Genomic DNA, 22,105 nt, shown 5'->3' with positions numbered 1-22,105 from the left:
TTATAGACTATTTAATTGTTGAGAACTATAGTTTTTGATTTCTTTAAAGAAAATGGTGAATTCATTTTCAAAGTCGGTATAATAGCTTGTAAGTTCTTCAGTGGCAAAACGCATATTTGATTTATTGTTTGTACGGCGATCCATTTGTGTTAATATTTGCTGAATACCCTCGATGAATTGGTAATTTAAAAGCCAATTTTGTTTTTCCATATAAGGTAAAATATTTTGCGCTTTTTCGCTAAGTAAATCATAATGTGTATGCATGGATTGGTAAAAACGACTGATATATACTTCTAAGTCTTCATCCGAATAATTGTTCCAGTTTTTGGCTAAAAAATGATCATAATAAATATCAACAATTACGCCCGCATAATGATGGTAGCGCTCGTGTAAACGTTTGGTACTTTTCCTGAAAAAAGGGTGCGCGTCAGTATAAGTATCGATTGCACGGTGTAACAGAATTCCTTTTTGAATTGTTTCTGGATATTTTTCAAATTGTTTCCCTCGAATACCATCAGCCATAAAATTGCCAATTTTTACAAGTTCGTCGTCGCCAGAAAGATAGATATGTGCTAAGAAATTCATTTGCCTAAAATATAAAATCTAAATGACTTTTATAAGGTGTCAATTGTTATATTTGTTCCCTATTTAACTTGTTGGGTGAAATTATTAAAACGTCAGTTCGAGTGTTTTTTTGTGTAGTGAAATGGAACAAAAAAATGTATCGAGAACCGTTTTTGATGAAATTTTCCTTGTTCTCGATACGATTTTCTGTCGGAAATCACTCGAACTGACGAAAAATTATCATCAAAAACTAATTTCATATAATGAGTTCTATTTACATTAAATTATTTAAATTTTAAAACATACAGAATGACATTAATTAAATCAATATCAGGAATTCGAGGAACAATAGGAGGTAAGGTAGGAGACAATCTTACTCCGGTAGATGCTGTAAAATTTGCATCGGCATATGGAACTTGGTTAAAAAACGCTAATGGAGATACCAATAAAAATTTAAAAGTTGTTGTAGGTCGTGATGCTCGTATTTCAGGACCTATGATTCATAATTTGGTAGTTAATACCTTAGTAGGTTTAGGAATTGATGTTATTGATTTAGGATTGTCTACAACGCCTACTGTTGAAGTGGCTGTTCCTTTAGAAAGTGCCGATGGTGGAATTATTTTAACCGCATCTCATAATCCAAAACAGTGGAATGCCTTAAAATTATTAAATGAAAAGGGAGAGTTTTTAAATGGAGTTGAAGGTGAAAAAATTCTAGCTATTGCTGAGGCAGAAGCTTTTGAATTTGCTGATGTGGATAGTTTAGGAGAGGTAATTGAAAACGATGCTTACATGGATATTCATATCGATGAAGTTTTGAATTTGTCTTTAGTAGATGTTGATGCAGTAAAAGCAGCTAAATTTAAAGTAGTTGTTGATGGCGTGAATTCGTCAGGAGGGGTTATTATTCCAAAATTACTGGAATTAATGGGGGTAGAAGTAGTAAAATTATACTGTGAACCTAATGGACATTTTCCTCATAACCCAGAACCACTAAAAGAGCATTTAACGGATATATGCGAATTAGTGGTGGAAGAAAAAGCGGATTTTGGTATTGTAGTTGATCCAGATGTGGATCGTTTGGCTTTCATTAGTGAAGATGGGGAAATGTTTGGTGAAGAATATACTTTAGTAGCAGTAGCTGATTATGTTTTGAGTAAGACACCAGGAAATACTGTTTCTAATATGTCTTCGTCACGTGCATTACGTGATGTAACAATAATGCATGGTGGAAGTTATGAAGCTAGTGCAGTAGGTGAGGTGAATGTGGTTGAATTAATGAAGAAAAACAAGGCTGTTATTGGAGGAGAAGGTAATGGAGGTATTATTTATCCTGAGTCTCATTATGGAAGAGATAGTTTGGTAGGAGTGGCGTTGTTTTTAACGCATTTAGCAAATAAAAATTGTAGTGTTTCTGCTTTACGCGCTTCGTATCCAGAGTATTATATGAGTAAAAATAAAATCGAATTGACACCTCAAATTGATGTAGATGCGATTTTAGTGGCTATGACAGAGAAATACAAAAACGAAGATATTTCTACTATTGACGGAGTTAAAATTGATTTTGCTAACGAATGGGTTCATTTAAGAAAATCAAATACAGAACCAATTATTCGTATTTATACTGAAGCTCCATCACAATCACAAGCGGATGCTTTAGCATTGCGAATCATTGAAGAAATCAAAGCGATTGCTGGAATTTAATTATTGTTTATAAAAAAATAAAACCCTTTCAAATTTGATTTTGAAAGGGTTTTTGTTTTGTTAATCCCATTCATTAGAATGCGAAAGAGCTATTTTTCCACCACCAGTAAATACTAAAGCAATACCGCCAGAAATATACAATCCTAATAACTCTAGTTGCCAGCCCCCATTTTCATTTAGTTGTAAAATCTCGTTAGTGTGAACTAAGAACAAAGCAAACAATGCCCCAAAAACATAGGCAATTGATGAAAGTCTAGTTCTACAACCAATAAGAATTAGTATAGGTGCAATTATCTCTGTTAGATAAACTCCATAAGATAAAAATCCAGGTAATCCTTTTTCGGATAGTAGTCCAGCAATAAAAGAGGTTTTTCCAATTTTTGCTATTCCATGTAGTAGCATTAATCCTCCTACAGCAACACGAATGATAAGTAGTCCTAAATCAATGTTTTTCTTCATAACTTTTATAATTAAAATAGTTTTTTTAAAAGTAAACAAATAATTACAGAATCGAATATATTAAAAATTCATTCTAAAGCTAATATTGGGAGTCATACCTAACGATTTATTGTTTACTTGTATGGCTTTGGAATTATCATTTGGATCCACTTTATAGTAGCGATTAATTGTGTTTTCATGATTTGTAGCATTAATAACACCAGCTCTAAGTGCTCCTTTTATACTAGAAGTAAAATTGAAATTATAACTTAAAGAAGTATCTAGTCGCAGAAAATTATCTAATTTTAAGCTGTTTGGCGCGTCATAATTAACAAAGTAACGGTTTCCATTTTGTACGGTTTCGTTCCCTTCTACAGGTTTGGTATAAGGTACTCCGTTACGCCAAGTTCCACCAATAGCTATTTTTAAATTGTCAAAAACAGTATAATTGAATCCTAATGTTACCGAATGTCTTATATCAACATTATTAGGAAAGGTAGACGGAATGAAACTGTCAAAATGATAGTTGTTTTGGCTATAAGTATAGCTTATCCAAGTACTAAGATCTTGAGTGGTTTTATTAATTAGAAATTCAATTCCTTTATTAGTATAACTTCCATGAGCATTTTGATATTGAAAATTATTATAAAAACCTTGGTTGGAAGCTGTAATTCCATCTACTATTTTACAGAAAGAAGTTAGGTCGATATTCCAATTGTTTTGGCTATAATCGATACCAAATGAGACTTGTTTACTTTGAGCAATTGGAATGGTATTATTGTCAACTAATTGCCAACGTCTTTTTTCTACACCTAAAAAATCATCTTCAAAATCGATAATTTGAGTTGAACTTTGATTTTTAAACTCTCCTTCAACTTTTAGTGCTAGTCCTTTTGCGATACTTTGTCTTACATTGATACGAGGTTCTATTAGGAATTTTTGAAATTTTTGGAAATAATTCAAACGAAGTCCCATCCGTAAGAAAGTATTGTTTTTTTGATATGTGGTTTCAGCGTAAGTTGCATGATTAAGCAAAACGGTTTTTTTGGTACTTGAATACAACGGATTATTCACTCGTGTTTGATTGAGCATCCCTGTTTCATTCATTTGATAGCCTGTTAAGAGCTTAAAATTTTCATTTAATAAATAATGTAAATTGAATTTGGCTCCTGTTTCAATTACTTCATTCGCTTCTGTTAAAAGCTGTTCTGTAGCAATTCGGTAATCACGCGAATCGATATTGTATCTGGAATAATAGCTGTTGAATTCGGTGCTGATTTTGGGACTCCACTTTGCATTCCAACTTCCACCAAAACCAATATTTTTTTGCGAAAGCCCACTGGATTTGGATAAACTTTCGTTTGCATTATTTTTTTCAGAATAGTTGAGTTCGTTGGTGATACCAATTAGATTAGCTCTAAGTTGATGCTTTTCATTTAAGTCATAAAGAATTTTAGCAGTATAATCGTAGAAGTTAAAGTCTGAATTGGTGTTTCTATCAGTATTATCAGCATTAATTTCGCTATCCTGAAAACTCTTTTTGTAATATTTAGAATATGTAGGAGTGTTTACAAAATCAGTTATAGAATGGCGAGCAGAAAGGTCAATTTCTAGGTTTGTTGCCAATGGAATTTGTACAAAAAAATCACCACTTATTAGGTTTATTCCAGCGCCACCTGAAATTGATTTTTTGATTTCATTATTAGTACTCATATTAATCATACTAGAAACCCCATCACTAAATTCGGCGCTGGTTCCATTTTTTGTGACCACAATTTTGTTAGTCAAATTAGGATTATAAGCAGAAATTAAACCAAAAAAATGTCCAGAATGATACATTTTAATATTATCCCAAAGCATAAAGTTTTGATCGTTCGTACCGCCTCGAACATTGATATTTGCTACGCTTTCATTAGTGCTTTCAATTCCGGGTAGGGTCTGTATGGATTGTAAAACATCTGGTTCGGTTAAACCCGGCAAGATTCCAAATTTCTTAGTGTATAAAATGGTACTTCCATCGGTGGTTTTTTGTAATCCCGAGGTTAGAAAAACAGGTATTAAAACAGGATTAAGTTCTTCTTTAGAAGGTTTTAATAAAATGGTTAAACCTTCTTTTGCAGCAGCAAAAAAATCTTTTGCTTTTAACTCTTTAGTTTCATAACCAATGTATGAAATCGTAATAATGGCATCAATGGGCACATTTTCTAAATTGAAATTTCCATTTTTAGCAGCAACAGTCCAGTTAGAATTAGTAGTTCTAATAGATGCTCCCGGAAGTATTGTTTTACTATCTGCAGCAAGAACAACTCCACAGGCACGGATGTTTTTATTCAATTTAGAAATGGTAATATATCGGTTGTCTAATGCCTTGAACTGAAGCGGAACTTTCGCATTCAAATCATCAATTGTTTGTTGAAGATTTAGTGTTGGATGGGGTTTTTCTATAGAAATGGTTGCAATATCTTCTACGGCATAAGAAAATTTCACATCAAACTGTTGTTCAATAGTTTTGATAACAATTGTTAGAGGTGTTTTGTTACTGTTAGTTTGTGCCGAACAAATACTCTTGGTACCTATTAATAATACGTAAAAAATCCATTTATTGAACCTCATATTGGTATAATATAATCGTTTTACCTTGTACTTTATAACTAAGTTGTAACGGAATTGTTATGGATTCTAGTGCAACTTTTTGATTGCTATGCGTAAAACTTCCTGTAAATAATTTGGTTGTATCTATATTCTCAGTTTCTATTTTGATATCATACTGGCGTTCTAATTCGGCAATTACTAAATTCAAAGGGATACGGGTAAAACTAGATTCTTTTAGTAACCAAGATGGTTTTTGAGCATCAAAATCATCTGTTTTTTCAATACGATTATTAATTACTCTAAAACTTTTACCAGGAGGTAATTTTACTGTGGTATTATTGTAGGTGACACTTACCAAACCTTCAAAACAGCTTACTTCGTAGTAATTATTACGTTGTTTTACATCAAAATGGGTTCCTAATACTTTAACCACTCCATCAGCAGATTGAACACTAAAGGTTTTTCCTTTTTGAACTTCAAAATAGGCTTCACCTTCTAGAGTTAAACTTCTTTGTTTGTCCCAATTGTTCTCGTTGAAAGTAATTTTGGAGGATGCATTTAGCAATACATCTGAATTATCAGGTAATTTAAATGATTTGGTTTGAGCAATTCCCGTTTCAAATGATTGGTTGCTATTCAAAAACAGAAAATAGGCAGATGTTAATAATACCAGAAATACTGCCGCAATTTTAAAAACAGTACTAAAATACAATGGACGTACTTTAGTTTTCTTTTTAGTTAGGTTTCTGTTTTTAAATGCAGCCAAAGCTTCTTCTGCATTTACTTTTGGCGCATCGATGTGTGAAGCATAATACGCAATTTTCTCAATCGTATTAAAATCTTCAGATTGTTTTAAATCTGCGATTTCTTTACTTGAAAGTTCGCCATCGAGCCATTTTAATATTTCTTTTTCCTTTTTCATTTGTTCTCGCTATAGGGTTAAGACAACTCAAAGGTATTTTACCCTACTATTCAATGAATTAAATATTTTCTATTTGTTCTTTTAATGTTTTTAGAGCGGCCGACATTCTTTTTTCAACTGCTTTTTGTGTTATTCCTAAAATTTCGGCAATTTCTCGGTATTTTTTTCCATCCACTCTGTTCATTAAAAATACTTCTCTTTGAGCGTCACTTAAAGAACTCAGCGCATTTTGTAATTTTGTTTTGAATTCTTCTTCCTCTAATAAGTATTCAGGACTTTGATTTGTTCTGTCTAGAGTAGGAGTGTCTTTGGCGTAAGCCATAACTACTTTTTGATGTTTGATCGAATTAAGAAATAAATTATTGACAGTTGTAAATAGATAGGTCTTTACTTTAGTATAATCTATTTGAGAGCAGTTTTCCCAAATTTTAGCAAAGGCTTCTTGTACTAAATCCAATGCTGAATCACTATCTCCCGACTTATAATAGGCAAAATTAGTTGCCGATTGAATCGTCTCCATATAAAATTGACTAAAATAGGATTCTTCACAAAGGCTATTTTTTTTCTCAGACATTCTCAGGATTGTTTTTATACTGTAAAATTAGATTATTTTTTTTATTCCTAACTCAATTTAATAAAGTGGTATTTTTTTATATTTTTAAAATATTGAAAAACAGTATTTTATGATTTTTTTAATTTTTTTTAATTTTTGGGGTGGGGTAGAATTCTTGTTGGTTGTCTTACTATCAGAAATGCGAATAATTCGTCATTGTTAACAATTAAAAAACATTAAATTTGTAAATTATGAAAACATTAAAATCGATTACAGGAATTGCTTTGATGAGTATTTTTAGTTTAACGTCATGCCAAAGCGAAATTGAAGAAGTACAAGGGGATAACCCAAATACTGCAAACTCTACAGCAGCTACTAATCTTAAAAGAGTATCCATGTTTGATGGTTCGTCTGATGATTTTTTAGATGATTCCTCATGCTCCTCTCTTGTTTTTCCATATAATGTTAAAATTAAAGGTGTTCAAGTTAGTATCTCAAGTCAAACCAGTTTGGAGACCGCATTATCAATTATAGGAGCAATTGATGATGATGCGGTGGAATTACAATTTCCTGTTAAAATTAAAATGAGTGATTATACAGAAGTTACTGTTAATAGTCAATCAGAATATGATGCAATTACTGATGATTGTAGTGAAGTTGAAGATGAAAGTGAAGATGCGATTTCGTCTATAAACATTAAATTCCCAATTACAATGTTATCTTTTGATTCTACTTTGCAACAAACAGGAAGTGTGGTAATCAAATCAGAACAAGAATTGTATTTGTATATGAAGAATATGACTTCAACAGAACTTTTTTCAATACAGTACCCAATAACTGTTACACTTTCAGGTAGTACAAGTCAAGTAATCAACTCTGAATCTGAATTTAATACTGCAATTAATGCTGCTTTAGATATTAAATCAAAAATGGAAGTAGCAGAAGATAACAAAGAAAAATTAGAGGCTATTTTGGTTAATGGAACTTTCAAAGTGAATTCATTTATCAACGCAGGTGTTGAATCAGCTAATAATTATGTTAATTATACGATTGATTTTGCTAATGATTGGAAAATTAAATCTATGAATGCATTAACTACTTTTGCGTCGGGAACTTATTCCGTAACTTCAGATGTTGATGTGTACGTAAACTTTGCTTATTCAGGAAGTACTAGCTTTAGTTTGTTAAACAAAGATTGGAAAGTAACTAGTTTTACAACTTCTACGATTACTTTACAAAGTAAAACAAACAGCGCTATAACTTTAGTATTAAAACAAATCTAAGAGTTATTTAGACCCAAATTCATTTAATATTTCTATTTTCACATAGAAAATACAAAAACAACGATAATGAAGAAAATTTTTGCTACAGCCATCATCGCTTTCCTGTTGTTGACTTCTTGTTCTTCTATCGAGAATAATTCGAATACTAAGTCTAATAACAAAAAAGCTTTAGGAAGTTCAGCTCATGATTTATTATCAGAAGATAAATTTGATAGCATGGTTGTAGAGATTGTATATGTTCAAGGGTATGAGCCCACAGCTGCTTCAATCAATAATTTTCTTTCGTTTTTGAATAGTCGTGTGTATAAGTCCGGAGGAATTACAGTTAACAAAAGAGCAATTGCTTCTCCTGGTAATGAAAGTTATACAGATGCACAAGTTATAGCAATTGAGGATGCTAATAGAGTATACTACAATGAAGGTAGTCAAATAGCAGTTTGGGCATTTTTTGCAGATGCAAAATCCTCAAAAGATACCAACACTTCAGTTGTTTTAGGAACGGCTTATCGAAATACTTCTTTTGTGATTTATGAAAATACGATAAGAAAGTTGAGTACAGGAATTAATAAACCAAGTACAACCGTTTTAGAATCAACTGTGATACAACACGAATTTGGTCATATTTTAGGTTTGACTAATGTAGGTACAGCTTTGCAATCGGATCACGAAGATTCAAATCATAAAAGACATTGCATTAACTCAAGTTGTTTAATGTATTGGGAAGCAGAGTCAGGGAGTAATTTACTTGGAGGTACTATTCCACAACTTGATGGAGACTGTATTGCGGATCTTCGCGCAAACGGTGGTAAATAATTATAAATTTTAAAAAAAATGAAAAAAGTATATATAATTGGATTGTTATTCGGTTTAATAGCAACTACAAAAGCTCAGGAGTTTGGATCTCAACAGTCGCACGTAGGTATAAAAGGCGGCTATAATTTGTCTTCGGTAAGTTTTGATGGCGATGGTGAGACTGACAAACGTAATGGTTTCCATGTTGGAGTATATGGCGAATCATTTTTAAATGATAGTTTTTCTATCCAACCCGAGTTGTTATTTTCACAACAAGGATATGAAATTACTAATAGTTCAGGCAAGTTCACCCAAAAATTAAATTATATCAATTTGCCATTAATGTTTAAAGCCTATCCTTCTCAAAACTTTTTCTTAGAAGTAGGGCCACAAATAGGTGTAGCAATTACTCATAAAGAGGTTTACGACGGAATATTTAGTAGTACTGAAGAGTTTCAACCAGATAGTTTTGATTGGGGGATGAACTTTGGTGCTGGAATTAAAACCGACTCAGGAATTAGTTTAGGGGTGCGATACCATCTTGGTTTAGGTGATTTATATGATGAACAAAAAGCTCAAAATAGAGTTTGGATGTTTTCTTTAGGATTTGATATGTAAGCCCCCACAATCTATCATTCGATCATAAAAGAAAAAAGCTTAGTCGAAATATCTTTCTAGACTAAGCTTTTTTCTTTTATGATTTTTTATGTTTCCATCTTTTGTGAGTCCAGAAATAATATTCAGGAGCTTCGTAAATTTGTTTTTCTACTTCCTTGATATAGCGGTGAATGATTTCGTAATTAGGTAGTGATTTAGGTTCGTCTGTTATTGGGATTAAAGTAGCTTCATAATAGCCTCTTTTTACTTTTCTTACCTTGGCAAAAACAACATTTAGATTGTATTTTTTTGATAATAATTCAGGCCCAATGTGTACTGGGGTTTCAATACCCATGAAACTTTCCCAATGTGCAATTTGTGCAGTTTTAGGAGATTGGTCACTAACCATTCCGTACAAAGACAAGATACCTTTTCGTTGATTATTAGCCATTAAAGGTATGGTTTTGATAGTAGATACTAATTCTGTTTTGTATTCAGAGCGTATGTCTTTAACGAGTTTGTCAAAATAACGATTAGCAATTTCTTTATACACTCCTACACCTTGATAAGATGATTTAAGATTTATGGCAATTAACCATTCCCAACTAGCATAATGTGAAGCTAAAACCATTATACTACGGTTTTTAGCTTCAAATTCTTCTAAAAGTTCAAGATTGGTAATTTTAAATCTTTTCTGCATTTCTTCGGATGAAATGGTCATTGTTTTGACCATTTCCATAAATAAATCACAAAAATGATGGTAAAATTTCTTTTCAATTTGCAATCGCTCTTTATCCGTAAGATTTGGGAAAGTCATTTTCAGATTTTCTTTTACCGTTTTTTTACGATAACCTATCACATAATAAACCACTAAATAAATAAGGTCAGAAATCAAATAAAAAATTCTGAAGGGTAATATGGATATGAACCAAAGAAATGGGTAAGCGAATATAAAAGCTAAAAATTGCATGCCGATATTTTTATGGAGCAAATATAAGTTAAAAATGAATAACCATAATAAAGTGTCTCTTGTTAGACCTTGCAACTATAGTAATTCTTATATTTACCCTACTAATAAAAATTTAATATGAATACATTTTTGATTGCCATAATACTAGCCAATGTCCTCTTTAGTTACAAAGGTTTTAATGACTATTCTTTTTTTAGAAAATATGAATTTCACGTAGGAAGTATTCGATCAGGTGAACAACTCCGAATGTTAACTTCAGGATTCCTCCATGCCGATTTAGGTCATTTGATCTTTAATATGATAACGCTTTATTTTTTTGCTCCAGTTGTAAGTGCTTATTTGGGCAATTTGATGTTTGTGATTATCTATTTCTCGAGTTTAATTTTTGGAAGTTTGCTCACATTGGCTATTCATAAAAACGAATATAATTATAGAGCAATTGGAGCTTCTGGAGCTGTTACAGGTGTTTTGTATTCGGCTATTTTATTAGAGCCAGATATGATGTTAGGTATCTTTTTTATCATTCCAATGCCAGCTTATGTATTTGGAATTTTGTATTTATTATATTCGATTTATGGAATGCGTGCAAAGAATGATGGAATAGGACATACGGCTCATTTTGGAGGAGCTATAGGTGGCTATTTGATTACCTTATTATTTTATCCAAATTTAATTGTTTTACATCCTTTGATGGTCAGTTTGTTAGCCATTCCTATTGTAATTCTTTTTATTTTAATAAAATTAAAGAAGCTTTAGTGGCACAACTTTTGACTATCATTTAGAAAATTTAAAAAAAGATATAAAAATGAAAAGATCAATAGTAGTACTAGCAGTTATGTTTATGACTTTGTCTTATGGACAAGAAATAAAACAAATTCCTCAAATAGCAGTTTCGGGTGAAGGAAAAGTAAAATTTATTCCAGATGAAGCCTTAATTACGGTTTCAGTTGAGACCAGAGGAAATGTAGCCAAAGAGGTTAAAAAGGAAAATGATACTAAAATTGAAGCGGTTTTAAAGCTTATCAAAAAAATGAATTTTGCCCCAACCGATTTTAGAACACAACGTGTAAATCTAAATCCGCAATATGATTATGAAAAAAAGAAAACGACTTATAATGCTACTCAAACTATTGAAATCACAGTTAGAGATTTAAATAAATACGATGAATTAATGGAAGGTTTGGTAAATCAGGGCGTAAATCGAATTGATAATGTAGTATTTCAGTCGTCTAAACTAGCACAATATGAATCAGAAGCTAGAAAATTAGCCATGAAAGAAGCTAAGCATAAAGCTGAAGATTATGTTTCAGTTTTAGGACAAAAAGTAGGCAAAGCAATGTCTATTACAGATAATACACAAAGTTATAATCCACAACCTGTTTTTGCTCGATTTAAAACAATCGGAGCTATGGAAAGCGATGCAGCCCCAAGAGGAACATTAGCTGCAGGAGAAATTACTATAGTTTCTAATGTGAGTGTTAATTTTATATTGGAGTAAACCTTGGTATACAAAGTAAAAAGCCAGTAAATTATTTTTTACTGGCTTTTTTATTGGTGTAGATTAATTTAATTAATCTTGATTAGTAACTTTTCTGTATGGAAATGCGTTAAAAATATGTCTTTTAGCAAATCTTGCTGGAGAGTCAGCATTTACCATTTTGATGTAAGTTGCTTTAGGAACACTAATGTATTCATAAACGCTACCGTTAGAGAAATTTACAATTAATCTTGCTTCTTCAAACTTGTAATCAGTAACTGTAGCTGTAGCAATTGTTTCTTGATATTCAGGTAAATTAGCTTTGATAGTTTCAGGATTAATACTTACTAAAAAGTGGTAAGCTTCAATGATTTTTTTACTATTCTCTTCAGCAGCTTTCAAACCAGCTTCATCTCCTTGAAATTTATCTGGATGTGATTCTTTCATCGCATTACGATAAATGGTTTTCAATTCTTTTAGCTGTACAGTTTTATCAACATTTAAAAGCTTACGGTATTCAACTATTTTTTTCATAAATTTAGGTAACTACTTGTCTATTAGTTAGAAAGCAATTATGTTTACTTTCCATGTCGACAATTTTTTTGCAAAGGTACACTTTTTTTAAGTTTTCACTTTATGATTAAAAAAAACAAAAAAAAGTTTTTTAGCAGTTAAAATGCAGATTATCAGTATTTATTATTCTGGTTTGTTATTTGCTTTATCGAAGTTTTTAGACTTTTTAGGATACTTTTTGAAACTAATATCACTTGGGTTTTCTATAACCGATTTTATAGTAATCCAATCACCAATGCTAAATTTAGTCTGAACCATTTTATAATCTAGTAGGTATTCTCCACAAAAAAAGTTGTTGTTTTCATCTTGTTCAATAACTCCTGTAAATATTCCTTTTTGCAACATTTTTTCTTCTGAAGATTTAGTCATCCTATTTTTTTTAAAAATTTAGGCAAAGTTAATCATTTAATCTTGGCTTTAGGCTGTTTTGAGCAATCTAAGTATCTTTGCAATTATGCAAAAAGATTATAAACCACATCCCAATTCATTTAAAAATACCTTTTGTATTTTTGATGAAGTACTTCCGGAGGCTATAAATGGATTGAAAAAACAATTTGAAAGTAAATCGGGGAGTAGTTATTACTATTCAAAGGTAGGCATGTATCGAGTTTCAAATCATTGGGGACGATTAGCTAATAGCAAGTGGCGATTGATTCCTCTGGAACCTGAAACGGCTAGTAAAATTAAAATAGGATTTGCAAAATGGGATTGTTTTTATCCGGACAATAACACAGATAAATTGTACTATTTAGAGATGGATTATGTTAAAAATACAGTCAGTTATCAGCATAAATTAAATCCTAACTATAATCAAAAAAAGCTGTTAAGAACCAGTCAGGAAACTACTAAAAGAATTAAGCAAGTTCGAAATATTATAGAACTTACTTCTTGGGCAAATCATTTTGAATGTGACGACATAACACTTTTACGATCTTTAATTATTGAAGAATTAATTAATAGCAATAAAAGTTTAGATTGTATTAAACGTGAGGTTGCTGAGAAACTTTCTAATTAAGTTGTTGTGATTTTTTTAAATCTTCTAGACTAATTGGTTTGCACGTATAACCTAAAATATTAGGATTGTTTTTTGCCCTTTCTCTATCTTCAATTGCAATTGAGGAGCTTGAAATATAGATGTTGAGTTTTGAGTTAATTTGTTCTTTTAAATGCGCAATTTCATCCATAAATCCCCAACCATCCAGTACAGGCATTTCGATATCTAAGAGTATGATATCGGGAAATGGTTCATTACTACTTATATTTTTTTAATGATTCAATAGCTTCTTTTCCATTGTTATAGGATTGAATGATTGTAAACAAATTAGATTTGATTACAACTTTTTTCATGATGATTTGGTAGATAGGGTCATCATCTATGATCCAAATTTTTTTTCCAATCATGCTATAAATACTTTAAAAGTTGTTCCTAAATTGGGTTCGCTCTCTACAGTTATATTTCCTCCCATAGCATCAATTTGATTTTTTGTAATGAATAAACCAATTCCTTTAGAATCTTTGTGGGTGCTGAATTTTTTATACATTCCAAAAATTTTATGACCATTTTTGTCAAGGTCTATCCCAATTCCATTATCAGAAATTTTTAGAACCGTATTTTTACCTTCTACATAACTGTCAATTTGAATGATAGGATGTCTTTCGTGATGACTGTATCTGATGGCATTCGAAATTAAATTATACAAGATGCTTTCTAAATAGGCAGGATTGTAAATGAATTCTACTTCTTTATCGATATTTGAAATTATTTTTACACCTTTTAATTGAATTTGGTCAGACAAAACGGTTAAGGTATTATCAATATATTGCTTTAAGTTTACTTTTTCAGTTACAATATCAACATTGGTTTGAATATTAACAATTTCATTTAAGTTCAGCATTGTTTCGTTTAAAGAATCGGAAACTGATTTTAACAACTGAACCATCTCTTCTTTTTCTTCTTCTGAATCGGAGGTTTCAATCAAATCAACGATTGAAGCTATATTACTCGTGTGTGTTCTTAAATTATGTGATACTATGTATGAAAAATTCAACAATCTTTTATTTTGTTCACTAACTAAATTGAATGAATTGTTTAAATCCTTTTCAATTTCCTTGTTTTTTGTAATGTCAATCATAATCCCTCGCAAACTTACAGCTTCGTCATTAAGAACGATGACATTAACAATATCTTTAAACCAAATAATTCTTCCATCTTTTGCAACCATACGATACTCAAAATCATGATTTAATTTTGCAGCGGTTTTTGACATGCAAAAGTTTAAGGCTGTTTCACGATCTTTATGATAAATGTGGTTAGGCCAAAATTTAGGGGTGTTAATCCATTCTTCAGAAGTATAACCTAAAATACTTTCTACTTTTTTACTGATAAAATTAAAGTTTAGTGTTTTAGCATCACATTCCCAAACAATTCCATCAACGGTGTTGATTAGAGATTCAATTCTGATTTGAGATTCATTGATGATTCGTTCTGTTTCTTTTCTTTTAGTAATATCTTCAATAACAACGATATGGTTTGTAGGTGTTTCTCCTTCTTTCCAAAGCGATGAAACCGTTATATTGACACAGATTGTTTTTCCAAGTTTACTTATAAATCGTTTTTCAATGGTGTATTCTTTTATTTTTCCTTTGATTAGTTTATCTAAATACTCTAAAGATATGTTAATATCATCTGGATGAATTAGTTTAAAAAGATCTAAATTTTTTAATTCATCATTAGTGTAGCCTGTCATTTCGCAGAATTTTTTATTTACTTCTGAAAATTTTCCAGTTAAAGTATCTACGTAGGTAATTCCAAGTGCGGCATGGTCAAATATACTTTTAAATTTTATTTCATTTTTTAAAAGTTTATCTGTTTGTTCTTGCAGTAAAATTTCTAGTTCAGCTGGTTTTTTAAAAAAAGAAGTAGTTAAATAACCTATTAATATGGATAAAAACAAAGCTAAAATAGTATGTGTTGCAAATGGCAAAACAAACTCATTTGGTTTGTTATCTATGAGGTAAAGTTTCCAATCGCCCGCGTCAATATAGGAGGTAATAGCGTTTTTTATGTCTATTTCTTTATTCTGTTTTGTATTTGTAAAAAAAGTTTCTTTCTGAGTAATTGGATTGATTTTTGAGAATACAAAAGTATATTTAGAATTATCTAATTTTTTTATGTCAGGATTGTCAAAAAACGTTTGTAAGCGAATAAGTATAGCTGAGAAACCCCAAAACTTGTTGTTTTTGTAAATAGCTATTCTTCCTAAAATGCCTAAACCGCCCTGTTTCAGTTCAAATGGTCCTGCAAAATACATTTTTCTAGTTTGTATAGTTTTTAATGCTTCGTAACGGTTTTTTTTATTTTTTAAAATATTAATACCTGTTGCCGCTTCATTTCCCTTTTGTGGATAAGTATATTTAATAACTCCATTGGGAATTAATTGAATCGCATCAATGTTAGGATCAGAAGCTAGTATTTGTTGTCCAATAGCTTCAAAATTATTTGGTTTTCCTTCGTCGTTAATGCAAAGTGCAAGCATCAAAGCATCAACATATTTATTTTCTAAAGACTTTTCGATGCTTTTATGTATACTCTTTAATTTAGCATACATAGTATCATACTTAGATTTTTTTGATAATTGATATTGTTGGAAGATGATTAGAGAAAAGATAATGAAAAAAAATAGACAAGCTAAAACCCCTGTTAGTTTTGGTTTTATAGTTAGCCATTTTATTTTTGTTAATGATAATCTTTTCATTTTACTGGAATAATCTAATTTTTACCGTTTTTTATTTTTTGAGATGAAATTTATAATAAGTAGATTAAAAACGCAAAGTTAATATTTAAAGTATTAGAACTTGAAAAAAGTGAGTAAAATAACATGGTTTCTTTATGTTTTTCTATGAATTAGAAAATAGATTTTTTACGTAAATATAACTAAAATTGTTTTTTTTTTTTGCACAAATTCTTTAATATTTTTTCTTATATTTTTACAATTTAATTGAAAATTCAATTTTAAATTGATGAACTTTGTCTGCTGTTTTAAAACGTAGAATTTTTTTTATGAAAAATATGTTATTGTAAATACGATAAAATTATGGGAAGAAATAATGAAAAGAATATAAAAAAACACAATGACAAGCTTCATAAGGCTCAGGCAAAAGCCAAGCAAGCCGAAATACTTAGAAAAGAAAAGCTGAAAGAAATTGTCAAGAAGTTTAATGAAAATAAGAACGAAGAAAATTAATAAAAATGGAAAACGATAAATACGCTTCTTTAAAAGTGGATGTTCAAGAAATAATAGATTTAATTGCTGCAAAAAATGCTAAAGATGCTAATAATAAATTAGTCGATGTGAGTGAGTTGTTAGATGATTTATTAGACACTAGTGATGAAGATGAAGATTTAGTAGAAATTAGTAAATACCAGGTTTTATTGAATCAATTGCATCAAAAAATAGTAGCACTTAATGGACATATATAAAAAGTGAAAGATGAATTTATGTTATTGTAATTCTGAAAAAGCTTTTCAAGATTGTTGTGCTCCTTTTATTAAGGGTGAAAAAAGAGCCACTTCTGCAGAAGCCTTAATGCGTTCTCGATACAGTGCTTATGCTACCCATCAAGCAGATTATCTGATTGAAACTACTCATGTTTCTCAAAGAGACTTACATTCAAAATCAGATATTTTGCTTTGGGCAACTTCTAATCAGTGGCAAAAATTAGAAATTCTAAATGTAACAGCCACTACAGTCGAATTCAAAGCGTATTATTTGGATTCAAATAAAAAGCAACATATTCATCATGAATTTTCCACTTTTGTTCAGGAAAACGGAATTTGGTATTATGTTGATGGGGAATATTATGAATGATATTTTTTTAATTTTTGTTTTTACCAGTCGAAATTGACTTCCTTTTTAATTGAATTTCTTTTAACTAAAAATTAATAATTGTTTGTTTGACGTGCTCTTTAAAATGATGTAATTTTAAAGATTATGGAAAAAAGTATTAAAAAAGGATTCTATTTCAAGCAATATCAGGCGCCAAATCAATCTCCTTTTGATAAATTATTTGAAATTTTCAAAGAATTAATCACCTATACTTCTGGAGATTTTGATGAAGCGATTAGTTGGCTACGCGAATTGGATAAGGAATACAAACTTACCGACGAAAACTACACCATTGATGATTTTATTGAAGATCTAAAGAAAAAGGGCTACGTCAAAGAAGTACTAAACGATGATGGGACTTCTGGAATCGGTATTACAGCTAAAACCGAAAGAGCCATCCGGCAACAAGCTTTAGATCAGATTTTTGGAAAATTAAAACGTTCTGGAAATGGTAATCATAAAACTAAATTCTCAGGTAATGGTGATGAGCATACAGGAGAGTTTCGCGAATTTCATTTTGGAGACAGTTTAGAGCGAATTTCATTGACAGAGAGCTTGCGAAATGCGCAAATCAATAACGGTGTCGAGAGTTTTATGTTGACAGAAAATGATTTGATTGTCGAAGATTCTCAATTCAAAGCACAAATGAGTACTGTTCTAATGATTGATATTAGTCACAGTATGATTTTGTATGGAGAAGACCGAATTACCCCTGCCAAAAAAGTAGCTATGGCTTTAGCTGAATTGATAACTACTCGTTATCCGAAAGATACCTTAGATATTTTGGTTTTTGGAAATGATGCTTGGCCAATTGCCATTAAAGATTTACCGTATTTAAAAGTTGGTCCTTATCATACTAACACAGTTGCAGGTTTGCAATTAGCGATGGACATGTTGCGAAGAAAACGCAATACAAACAAACAAATTTTTATGATTACCGATGGTAAACCAAGTTGTGTAAGAGAGCGCGATGGTTCGTATTACATGAATAGTAATGGTTTAGATGAATACATTGTAGATAAATGTTATACTCAGGCGCAACAAGCCAGAAAACTACATATTCCCATCACTACTTTTATGATTGCAAGCGATCCCTATTTGCAAAAATTTGTAAATAAGTTTACCGAAGCCAATCAGGGGAAAGCATTTTATACAGGTTTAAAAGGTTTGGGAGAAATGATTTTTGAAGATTATGAAACCAATCGGAAAAAACGAATTAAGTAAATTAAAAGCCAGAAAGCAGAATTTAGATAGTAGACTTTAAAAACTTTGCGTAAAGCATTGCGGACTTTGCGGTTAAAAATAAAAGTATGAAAATAGAAAAGATAAAAACAGTAGGAGAATTAAAGGCTTCAGGTTATCAGTCAAAAAGCATTAAAGACGAATTAAGGGATAACCTAAGAGAAAAAATTAAATTAGGGGAGGCAACATTTGATGGTATTCATGGTTTTGAAAACACAGTAATACCTGAGTTAGAACGTGCTATTTTATCTCGTCACAATATAAATTTGTTGGGTCTTCGTGGTCAGGCCAAAACCAGAATGGCTAGATTGATGGTAGGATTGTTGGATGAGTATATTCCTTATGTGACTGGCTCTGAAATAAATGACGATCCATTGCTGCCAATTTCTCGTTTCGCTAAAGATATTATCGCCGCTAAAGGTGATGATACTCCCATTTCTTGGTTGCATCGTAGTGAACGTTTTTATGAAAAATTAGCGACTCCAGATGTAACTGTTGCTGATTTGATAGGTGATGTAGATCCTATTAAAGCAGCTAATTTGAAATTGTCTTACGCAGATGATCGAGTAATTCATTTTGGGATGATTCCTCGTGCTAACCGTTGTATTTTTGTAATTAATGAATTACCGGATTTACAAGCGCGCATTCAGGTCGCTTTATTTAATATTTTGCAAGAAGGAGATATTCAAATTCGTGGCTTTAAGGTGCGAATGCCTTTGGATATGCAATTTGTTTTTACTGCAAATCCGGAAGATTATACCAACAGAGGAAGTATCGTAACACCACTAAAAGACCGTATTGGTTCTCAAATTTTAACTCATTATCCAGAAACAATTGCTATTGCGAGAACAATTACAGAACAAGAAGCAAAATTAGATACTAAACAATCCGAAAGTGTTTATATTCCTTCTTTGGCTAAAGATTTATTGGAACAAATAGGTTTTGAAGCCAGAACGAGTGAATATATCGATCATAAAAGTGGAGTGAGTGCTCGTATGAGTATTACGGCTTATGAGAATTTAATGAGTACTGCCGAACGTAGAGCGCTCAAAGCTGGGGTTGATAAAACTTCGGTACGTTTATCCGATTTCATGGGGGTTATTCCAGCTATTACTGGAAAAGTGGAGTTGGTTTATGAAGGGGAGCAAGAAGGAGCAGTTGTGGTTGCAGAACATTTGATTGCAGCAGCAGTTCGAACTTTATTTCCGTTGTATTTTCCAAAAATTGAAAAATTAGAAAAACCGAATGAAAAAAATGTTTATTCAGATTTAATCGAATGGTTTTTTGCGGAAAGCGGTTTTGAATTATTGGATGATTGTTCTGATGAAGAATATCAACGCATTTTGGGAGCGATTGTTCCGTTGGAAATTTTATTGAAAGAATACCAGCCTGATTTGGCAAAAGAAGATAAACTTTTCATGAAAGAGTTTGTACTTTGGGGATTAGTTGAATTTCGAAAATTGAGTAAAGATAGAATTTCAGAAGGCTATCTATTTAAAGATATTTACGGAAGTTATATAAGTAAATTGTAAATTTATAGATTAAGGTTCTAAAAAATAAGTCATAAAAAAAGTTCTTCATTTCTACTATTTAAGAAACGAAGAACTTTTTGGTTTTTATAAGTTTAAATTAATCTTTAAGTGTCATTCGACCATAATTAGCAACTACTGCTAAACAAAGTAAAGGTAAAATAAATGAGAAGTTAACTTCAGGTATATAACCTAATATTTTTAAGTCACTAAATCCAGGTCCTCCCCAGTCTAAAATACTTGCTTGAAGTAATGGCATTAAAGCACCACCTACAATAGCCATAACAAGAACAGATGAACCAATTTTAGCTTCATCACCCATGCCTTTAAGTGCAATTCCATAGATAGTAGGGAACATGATTGACATGAAAATAGATATCGAAATTAGTGAAATTAAACCAGGAATTCCTTGTAATACAATGGTTCCTAGAGCGCAAATAATACCACCAATTCCAAAAATAATTAGCATTTTAGAAGGGTTGATTGTTTTCATCAATGCGGTACCAATCCATCTTCCTATTAAGAATAATATCATCGCTCCAATATTATAATTGGTAGCTGTAATATGTAATCCAAAGCTATGATTGATATTATCTACATATTGGTACATAAACGTCCAGCATAAAATTTGAGCTCCTACATAGAACGCTTGCGCAATTACCCCATTGATGTAATTTTTATTCGATTTTAATTTCTTTAAAGATTCAGAAACAGTCATTTTTTCCTCTTCTTTTGTAGCAGGCATTTTGGTGAAAATGATAATGATTAAAATAAACAATACAAAAGCACCAAGTCCGATGTAAGGAATACTAATGATGTTTAAATCATTTTCTCTAATAGACGCTAATTCAGTAAATTTTGTTCAATCGTTTGAATAAATATAGAAAACAAATTGGAAAACAAAAAAAATCTACAATAAAAGATATTGCAGCTGTCTTAGGTTTGACTCCTTCTGCAGTTTCTAAAGCTTTGAATGATCATCCCAGAATTAGTGAAAAAACAAAAATAGCGGTGAAGCAAGTGGCTCAAGAATTAGATTATCAGCCTAATTTTTTATCCAGTGCTTTGCGTAAAGGCAAGAGTAATTTAGTTGGTGTTATTATTCCCCGTGTCAATAGTCATTTTTTTCTTCGGTGGTTGAAAATATAGAAAAGGTACTCAATTCTGAAGGCTACAGTATCATTATGACACAATCGAATGAATTGTATGCTAAAGAGTGCAAGGAAATTGATACTTTATTAAAAAATCAAGTAGATGGAATTATTGCTTCTATGGCTAACCAAACGATAGATTTAGAGTATTATGAAAAAATAAAATCAAAGGGTGTTGAACTGGTTATATTTGATAGAGGTGAAGAATCATTGCAAGTAGATTATGTAGGTATTGATGATTATAAAAGTAGTCATCTAGTGGTTGATCATTTTGTGGCACAAAATTGTAAAAAAATAGCGCATATTGCAGGATTTAATCATATTCGAATTTATAAAGAGAGGATTCGTGGTTATAAAGATGCACTTAAAAAGTGGAATATAGATTTACGTGAAGACTGGATTATCGAAAGTAACTTACGAACAGATGATGGCCGAAGAATTATGCAACAATTACTCGAAGGCGCTGACCGCCCAGATGCGGTTTATGTGGCTGGAGATATTGCTGCACTGGGAGCTTTGCAGGTGCTTTTAGAAAACAACATTAAAGTTCCTGAAGAAATTGCGCTTGTAGGTTTTAGCGATGAACCTTTTACTTCGTTGACACAGCCTTCGATTTCAACAGTAAATCAGCATAGTGACCAGATTGGAAAACTAGCTGCAGAGGCTTTTTTAGAAGGAATGAATAATCCCAATAAAAAATCGATTAAGCGAATTATTCTGGAACCTGAATTAATAGTTAGACAATCCTCAAATAGAAATTTGAAATGATAGTAGGATTATCCATTGAAGTTATTTAAAATGGTTTATAAAGAGATGTTTATCGTTAAAAAAC

Annotated in this window: 26 protein-coding genes; 14 read left to right on the top strand and 12 right to left on the bottom strand. The window is 31.2% G+C overall.

Annotated features, from left to right (window positions below; genetic code table 11):
* Window positions 1-585, bottom strand: a complete 585-nt coding sequence (locus P5P90_RS03270; RefSeq protein WP_278035790.1) for an acyl carrier protein phosphodiesterase — start codon at window positions 583-585, stop codon at window positions 1-3.
* A gap of 288 nt (window positions 586-873) precedes the next feature.
* Here P5P90_RS03270 and glmM point away from each other — a divergent pair, with 288 nt between their 5' ends.
* A complete protein-coding gene (glmM, locus tag P5P90_RS03265) occupies window positions 874-2,268 on the top strand; it encodes a phosphoglucosamine mutase (protein WP_278035789.1) in 1,395 nt (464 codons plus the stop codon).
* Between the two features lie 60 nt (window positions 2,269-2,328).
* Here glmM and P5P90_RS03260 read toward each other — a convergent pair whose 3' ends face one another.
* The 4 genes from P5P90_RS03260 to P5P90_RS03245 are packed head-to-tail and all read right to left on the bottom strand — an operon-like array spanning window position 2,329 to window position 6,794.
* Window positions 2,329-2,727, bottom strand: a complete 399-nt coding sequence (locus P5P90_RS03260; protein ID WP_278035788.1) for a DoxX family protein — start codon at window positions 2,725-2,727, stop codon at window positions 2,329-2,331.
* Window positions 2,728-2,787: 60 nt separating this feature from the next.
* Complete coding sequence (locus tag P5P90_RS03255) at window positions 2,788-5,319, bottom strand: TonB-dependent receptor (protein ID WP_278035787.1); 2,532 nt, start codon at window positions 5,317-5,319, stop codon at window positions 2,788-2,790.
* Complete coding sequence (locus P5P90_RS03250) at window positions 5,306-6,220, bottom strand: FecR family protein (RefSeq protein ID WP_278035786.1); 915 nt, start codon at window positions 6,218-6,220, stop codon at window positions 5,306-5,308. Before P5P90_RS03250 ends, P5P90_RS03255 begins: the two co-directional genes overlap by 14 nt.
* Before the next feature lie 58 nt (window positions 6,221-6,278).
* On the bottom strand, window positions 6,279-6,794 hold the full coding sequence (locus P5P90_RS03245) for an RNA polymerase sigma factor (protein WP_278035785.1): 516 nt from the start codon (window positions 6,792-6,794) through the stop codon (window positions 6,279-6,281).
* 230 nt (window positions 6,795-7,024) lie between these two features.
* Between P5P90_RS03245 and P5P90_RS03240 the strand changes: the two genes are divergently transcribed.
* From P5P90_RS03240 to P5P90_RS03230, 3 genes are all read left to right on the top strand, one after another.
* Window positions 7,025-8,056, top strand: coding sequence for a hypothetical protein (locus P5P90_RS03240; RefSeq protein WP_278035784.1), 1,032 nt, complete (start codon window positions 7,025-7,027; stop codon window positions 8,054-8,056).
* Window positions 8,057-8,122: 66 nt separating this feature from the next.
* On the top strand, window positions 8,123-8,869 hold the full coding sequence (locus tag P5P90_RS03235) for a zinc metalloprotease (protein WP_278035783.1): 747 nt from the start codon (window positions 8,123-8,125) through the stop codon (window positions 8,867-8,869).
* A gap of 18 nt (window positions 8,870-8,887) precedes the next feature.
* A complete protein-coding gene (locus tag P5P90_RS03230) occupies window positions 8,888-9,466 on the top strand; it encodes a porin family protein (protein ID WP_278035782.1) in 579 nt (192 codons plus the stop codon).
* A gap of 76 nt (window positions 9,467-9,542) precedes the next feature.
* Here P5P90_RS03230 and P5P90_RS03225 read toward each other — a convergent pair whose 3' ends face one another.
* A complete protein-coding gene (locus tag P5P90_RS03225) occupies window positions 9,543-10,415 on the bottom strand; it encodes a lysophospholipid acyltransferase family protein (RefSeq protein ID WP_278035781.1) in 873 nt (290 codons plus the stop codon).
* A gap of 117 nt (window positions 10,416-10,532) precedes the next feature.
* Between P5P90_RS03225 and P5P90_RS03220 the strand changes: the two genes are divergently transcribed.
* Both P5P90_RS03220 and P5P90_RS03215 read left to right on the top strand, forming a co-directional pair.
* Entirely contained in the window at window positions 10,533-11,171 is a 639-nt protein-coding gene (locus tag P5P90_RS03220) for a rhomboid family intramembrane serine protease (protein ID WP_278035780.1), read from the top strand.
* A gap of 49 nt (window positions 11,172-11,220) precedes the next feature.
* Window positions 11,221-11,913: an SIMPL domain-containing protein gene (locus P5P90_RS03215; RefSeq protein WP_278035779.1), complete on the top strand. Its 693-nt coding sequence runs from the start codon at window positions 11,221-11,223 to the stop codon at window positions 11,911-11,913.
* A 72-nt stretch (window positions 11,914-11,985) separates the two neighbouring features.
* Here P5P90_RS03215 and P5P90_RS03210 read toward each other — a convergent pair whose 3' ends face one another.
* Both P5P90_RS03210 and P5P90_RS03205 read right to left on the bottom strand, forming a co-directional pair.
* A complete protein-coding gene (locus P5P90_RS03210; protein WP_278035778.1) occupies window positions 11,986-12,426 on the bottom strand; it encodes a KTSC domain-containing protein in 441 nt (146 codons plus the stop codon).
* Window positions 12,427-12,588: 162 nt separating this feature from the next.
* A complete protein-coding gene (locus tag P5P90_RS03205; RefSeq protein WP_278035777.1) occupies window positions 12,589-12,834 on the bottom strand; it encodes a hypothetical protein in 246 nt (81 codons plus the stop codon).
* An 85-nt stretch (window positions 12,835-12,919) separates the two neighbouring features.
* Here P5P90_RS03205 and P5P90_RS03200 point away from each other — a divergent pair, with 85 nt between their 5' ends.
* Window positions 12,920-13,480 carry a hypothetical protein gene (locus tag P5P90_RS03200; protein WP_278035776.1) on the top strand — a complete coding sequence of 187 codons (561 nt, stop codon included), beginning with the start codon at window positions 12,920-12,922 and terminating at the stop codon, window positions 13,478-13,480.
* Here P5P90_RS03200 and P5P90_RS03195 read toward each other — a convergent pair.
* From P5P90_RS03195 to P5P90_RS03185, 3 genes are read right to left on the bottom strand one after another with little or no spacing between them, the layout of a single operon-like run.
* Window positions 13,473-13,676 (bottom strand): hypothetical protein, encoded by a 204-nt coding sequence (locus tag P5P90_RS03195; protein ID WP_278035775.1) that lies wholly within the window; start codon window positions 13,674-13,676, stop codon window positions 13,473-13,475. The genes P5P90_RS03200 and P5P90_RS03195 overlap by 8 nt on opposite strands.
* A gap of 40 nt (window positions 13,677-13,716) precedes the next feature.
* Window positions 13,717-13,866 (bottom strand): response regulator, encoded by a 150-nt coding sequence (locus tag P5P90_RS03190; RefSeq protein ID WP_278035774.1) that lies wholly within the window; start codon window positions 13,864-13,866, stop codon window positions 13,717-13,719.
* Window positions 13,863-16,073 carry a PAS domain S-box protein gene (locus P5P90_RS03185; RefSeq protein ID WP_278035773.1) on the bottom strand — a complete coding sequence of 737 codons (2,211 nt, stop codon included), beginning with the start codon at window positions 16,071-16,073 and terminating at the stop codon, window positions 13,863-13,865. The genes P5P90_RS03190 and P5P90_RS03185 overlap by 4 nt, the downstream gene beginning before the upstream one ends.
* A 486-nt stretch (window positions 16,074-16,559) precedes the next feature.
* Between P5P90_RS03185 and P5P90_RS03180 the strand changes: the two genes are divergently transcribed.
* The 5 genes from P5P90_RS03180 (at window position 16,560) to P5P90_RS03160 (ending at window position 20,125) form a co-directional block, all read left to right on the top strand.
* Window positions 16,560-16,709 (top strand): hypothetical protein, encoded by a 150-nt coding sequence (locus P5P90_RS03180; protein WP_278035772.1) that lies wholly within the window; start codon window positions 16,560-16,562, stop codon window positions 16,707-16,709.
* A gap of 5 nt (window positions 16,710-16,714) precedes the next feature.
* On the top strand, window positions 16,715-16,945 hold the full coding sequence (locus P5P90_RS03175; RefSeq protein WP_278035771.1) for a hypothetical protein: 231 nt from the start codon (window positions 16,715-16,717) through the stop codon (window positions 16,943-16,945).
* A 10-nt stretch (window positions 16,946-16,955) separates the two neighbouring features.
* Window positions 16,956-17,333 (top strand): YchJ family protein, encoded by a 378-nt coding sequence (locus P5P90_RS03170; RefSeq protein ID WP_278035770.1) that lies wholly within the window; start codon window positions 16,956-16,958, stop codon window positions 17,331-17,333.
* Window positions 17,334-17,456: 123 nt separating this feature from the next.
* Complete coding sequence (locus P5P90_RS03165; protein WP_278035769.1) at window positions 17,457-18,575, top strand: vWA domain-containing protein; 1,119 nt, start codon at window positions 17,457-17,459, stop codon at window positions 18,573-18,575.
* A gap of 86 nt (window positions 18,576-18,661) precedes the next feature.
* Window positions 18,662-20,125, top strand: a complete 1,464-nt coding sequence (locus P5P90_RS03160) for a sigma 54-interacting transcriptional regulator (RefSeq protein WP_278035768.1) — start codon at window positions 18,662-18,664, stop codon at window positions 20,123-20,125.
* A gap of 97 nt (window positions 20,126-20,222) precedes the next feature.
* Here P5P90_RS03160 and P5P90_RS03155 read toward each other — a convergent pair whose 3' ends face one another.
* On the bottom strand, window positions 20,223-20,867 hold the full coding sequence (locus P5P90_RS03155; protein ID WP_278035767.1) for an MFS transporter: 645 nt from the start codon (window positions 20,865-20,867) through the stop codon (window positions 20,223-20,225).
* Window positions 20,868-20,992: 125 nt separating this feature from the next.
* On the opposite strand from P5P90_RS03155, the gene P5P90_RS14125 reads away from it, so the two are divergent.
* Both P5P90_RS14125 and P5P90_RS03150 read left to right on the top strand, forming a co-directional pair.
* Window positions 20,993-21,271 (top strand): LacI family DNA-binding transcriptional regulator, encoded by a 279-nt coding sequence (locus P5P90_RS14125; protein ID WP_340696440.1) that lies wholly within the window; start codon window positions 20,993-20,995, stop codon window positions 21,269-21,271.
* Window positions 21,256-22,041 (top strand): substrate-binding domain-containing protein, encoded by a 786-nt coding sequence (locus P5P90_RS03150; RefSeq protein ID WP_340696439.1) that lies wholly within the window; start codon window positions 21,256-21,258, stop codon window positions 22,039-22,041. The genes P5P90_RS14125 and P5P90_RS03150 overlap by 16 nt, the downstream gene beginning before the upstream one ends.
* The last annotated feature ends 64 nt before the right edge of the window (window positions 22,042-22,105 follow it).

Origin of the sequence: Flavobacterium nitratireducens, assembly GCF_029625335.1 — a bacterium.
Taxonomy (GTDB): domain Bacteria; phylum Bacteroidota; class Bacteroidia; order Flavobacteriales; family Flavobacteriaceae; genus Flavobacterium; species Flavobacterium nitratireducens.
This window is presented reverse-complemented; position numbering and strand designations above follow the sequence as displayed.

What these genes read in the sequence shown, in the direction of transcription:
- P5P90_RS03270 (WP_278035790.1), bottom strand. Translation starts at nt 585, where the DNA reads ATGAATTTCTTAGCACATATCTATCTTTCTGGCGACGACGAACTTGTA.
- glmM (WP_278035789.1), top strand. Translation starts at nt 874, where the DNA reads ATGACATTAATTAAATCAATATCAGGAATTCGAGGAACAATAGGAGGT.
- P5P90_RS03260 (WP_278035788.1), bottom strand. Translation starts at nt 2,727, where the DNA reads ATGAAGAAAAACATTGATTTAGGACTACTTATCATTCGTGTTGCTGTA.
- P5P90_RS03255 (WP_278035787.1), bottom strand. Translation starts at nt 5,319, where the DNA reads ATGAGGTTCAATAAATGGATTTTTTACGTATTATTAATAGGTACCAAG.
- P5P90_RS03250 (WP_278035786.1), bottom strand. Translation starts at nt 6,220, where the DNA reads ATGAAAAAGGAAAAAGAAATATTAAAATGGCTCGATGGCGAACTTTCA.
- P5P90_RS03245 (WP_278035785.1), bottom strand. Translation starts at nt 6,794, where the DNA reads ATGTCTGAGAAAAAAAATAGCCTTTGTGAAGAATCCTATTTTAGTCAA.
- P5P90_RS03240 (WP_278035784.1), top strand. Translation starts at nt 7,025, where the DNA reads ATGAAAACATTAAAATCGATTACAGGAATTGCTTTGATGAGTATTTTT.
- P5P90_RS03235 (WP_278035783.1), top strand. Translation starts at nt 8,123, where the DNA reads ATGAAGAAAATTTTTGCTACAGCCATCATCGCTTTCCTGTTGTTGACT.
- P5P90_RS03230 (WP_278035782.1), top strand. Translation starts at nt 8,888, where the DNA reads ATGAAAAAAGTATATATAATTGGATTGTTATTCGGTTTAATAGCAACT.
- P5P90_RS03225 (WP_278035781.1), bottom strand. Translation starts at nt 10,415, where the DNA reads ATGCAATTTTTAGCTTTTATATTCGCTTACCCATTTCTTTGGTTCATA.
- P5P90_RS03220 (WP_278035780.1), top strand. Translation starts at nt 10,533, where the DNA reads ATGAATACATTTTTGATTGCCATAATACTAGCCAATGTCCTCTTTAGT.
- P5P90_RS03215 (WP_278035779.1), top strand. Translation starts at nt 11,221, where the DNA reads ATGAAAAGATCAATAGTAGTACTAGCAGTTATGTTTATGACTTTGTCT.
- P5P90_RS03210 (WP_278035778.1), bottom strand. Translation starts at nt 12,426, where the DNA reads ATGAAAAAAATAGTTGAATACCGTAAGCTTTTAAATGTTGATAAAACT.
- P5P90_RS03205 (WP_278035777.1), bottom strand. Translation starts at nt 12,834, where the DNA reads ATGACTAAATCTTCAGAAGAAAAAATGTTGCAAAAAGGAATATTTACA.
- P5P90_RS03200 (WP_278035776.1), top strand. Translation starts at nt 12,920, where the DNA reads ATGCAAAAAGATTATAAACCACATCCCAATTCATTTAAAAATACCTTT.
- P5P90_RS03195 (WP_278035775.1), bottom strand. Translation starts at nt 13,676, where the DNA reads ATGCCTGTACTGGATGGTTGGGGATTTATGGATGAAATTGCGCATTTA.
- P5P90_RS03190 (WP_278035774.1), bottom strand. Translation starts at nt 13,866, where the DNA reads ATGATTGGAAAAAAAATTTGGATCATAGATGATGACCCTATCTACCAA.
- P5P90_RS03185 (WP_278035773.1), bottom strand. Translation starts at nt 16,073, where the DNA reads ATGTATGCTAAATTAAAGAGTATACATAAAAGCATCGAAAAGTCTTTA.
- P5P90_RS03180 (WP_278035772.1), top strand. Translation starts at nt 16,560, where the DNA reads ATGGGAAGAAATAATGAAAAGAATATAAAAAAACACAATGACAAGCTT.
- P5P90_RS03175 (WP_278035771.1), top strand. Translation starts at nt 16,715, where the DNA reads ATGGAAAACGATAAATACGCTTCTTTAAAAGTGGATGTTCAAGAAATA.
- P5P90_RS03170 (WP_278035770.1), top strand. Translation starts at nt 16,956, where the DNA reads ATGAATTTATGTTATTGTAATTCTGAAAAAGCTTTTCAAGATTGTTGT.
- P5P90_RS03165 (WP_278035769.1), top strand. Translation starts at nt 17,457, where the DNA reads ATGGAAAAAAGTATTAAAAAAGGATTCTATTTCAAGCAATATCAGGCG.
- P5P90_RS03160 (WP_278035768.1), top strand. Translation starts at nt 18,662, where the DNA reads ATGAAAATAGAAAAGATAAAAACAGTAGGAGAATTAAAGGCTTCAGGT.
- P5P90_RS03155 (WP_278035767.1), bottom strand. Translation starts at nt 20,867, where the DNA reads ATGCCTGCTACAAAAGAAGAGGAAAAAATGACTGTTTCTGAATCTTTA.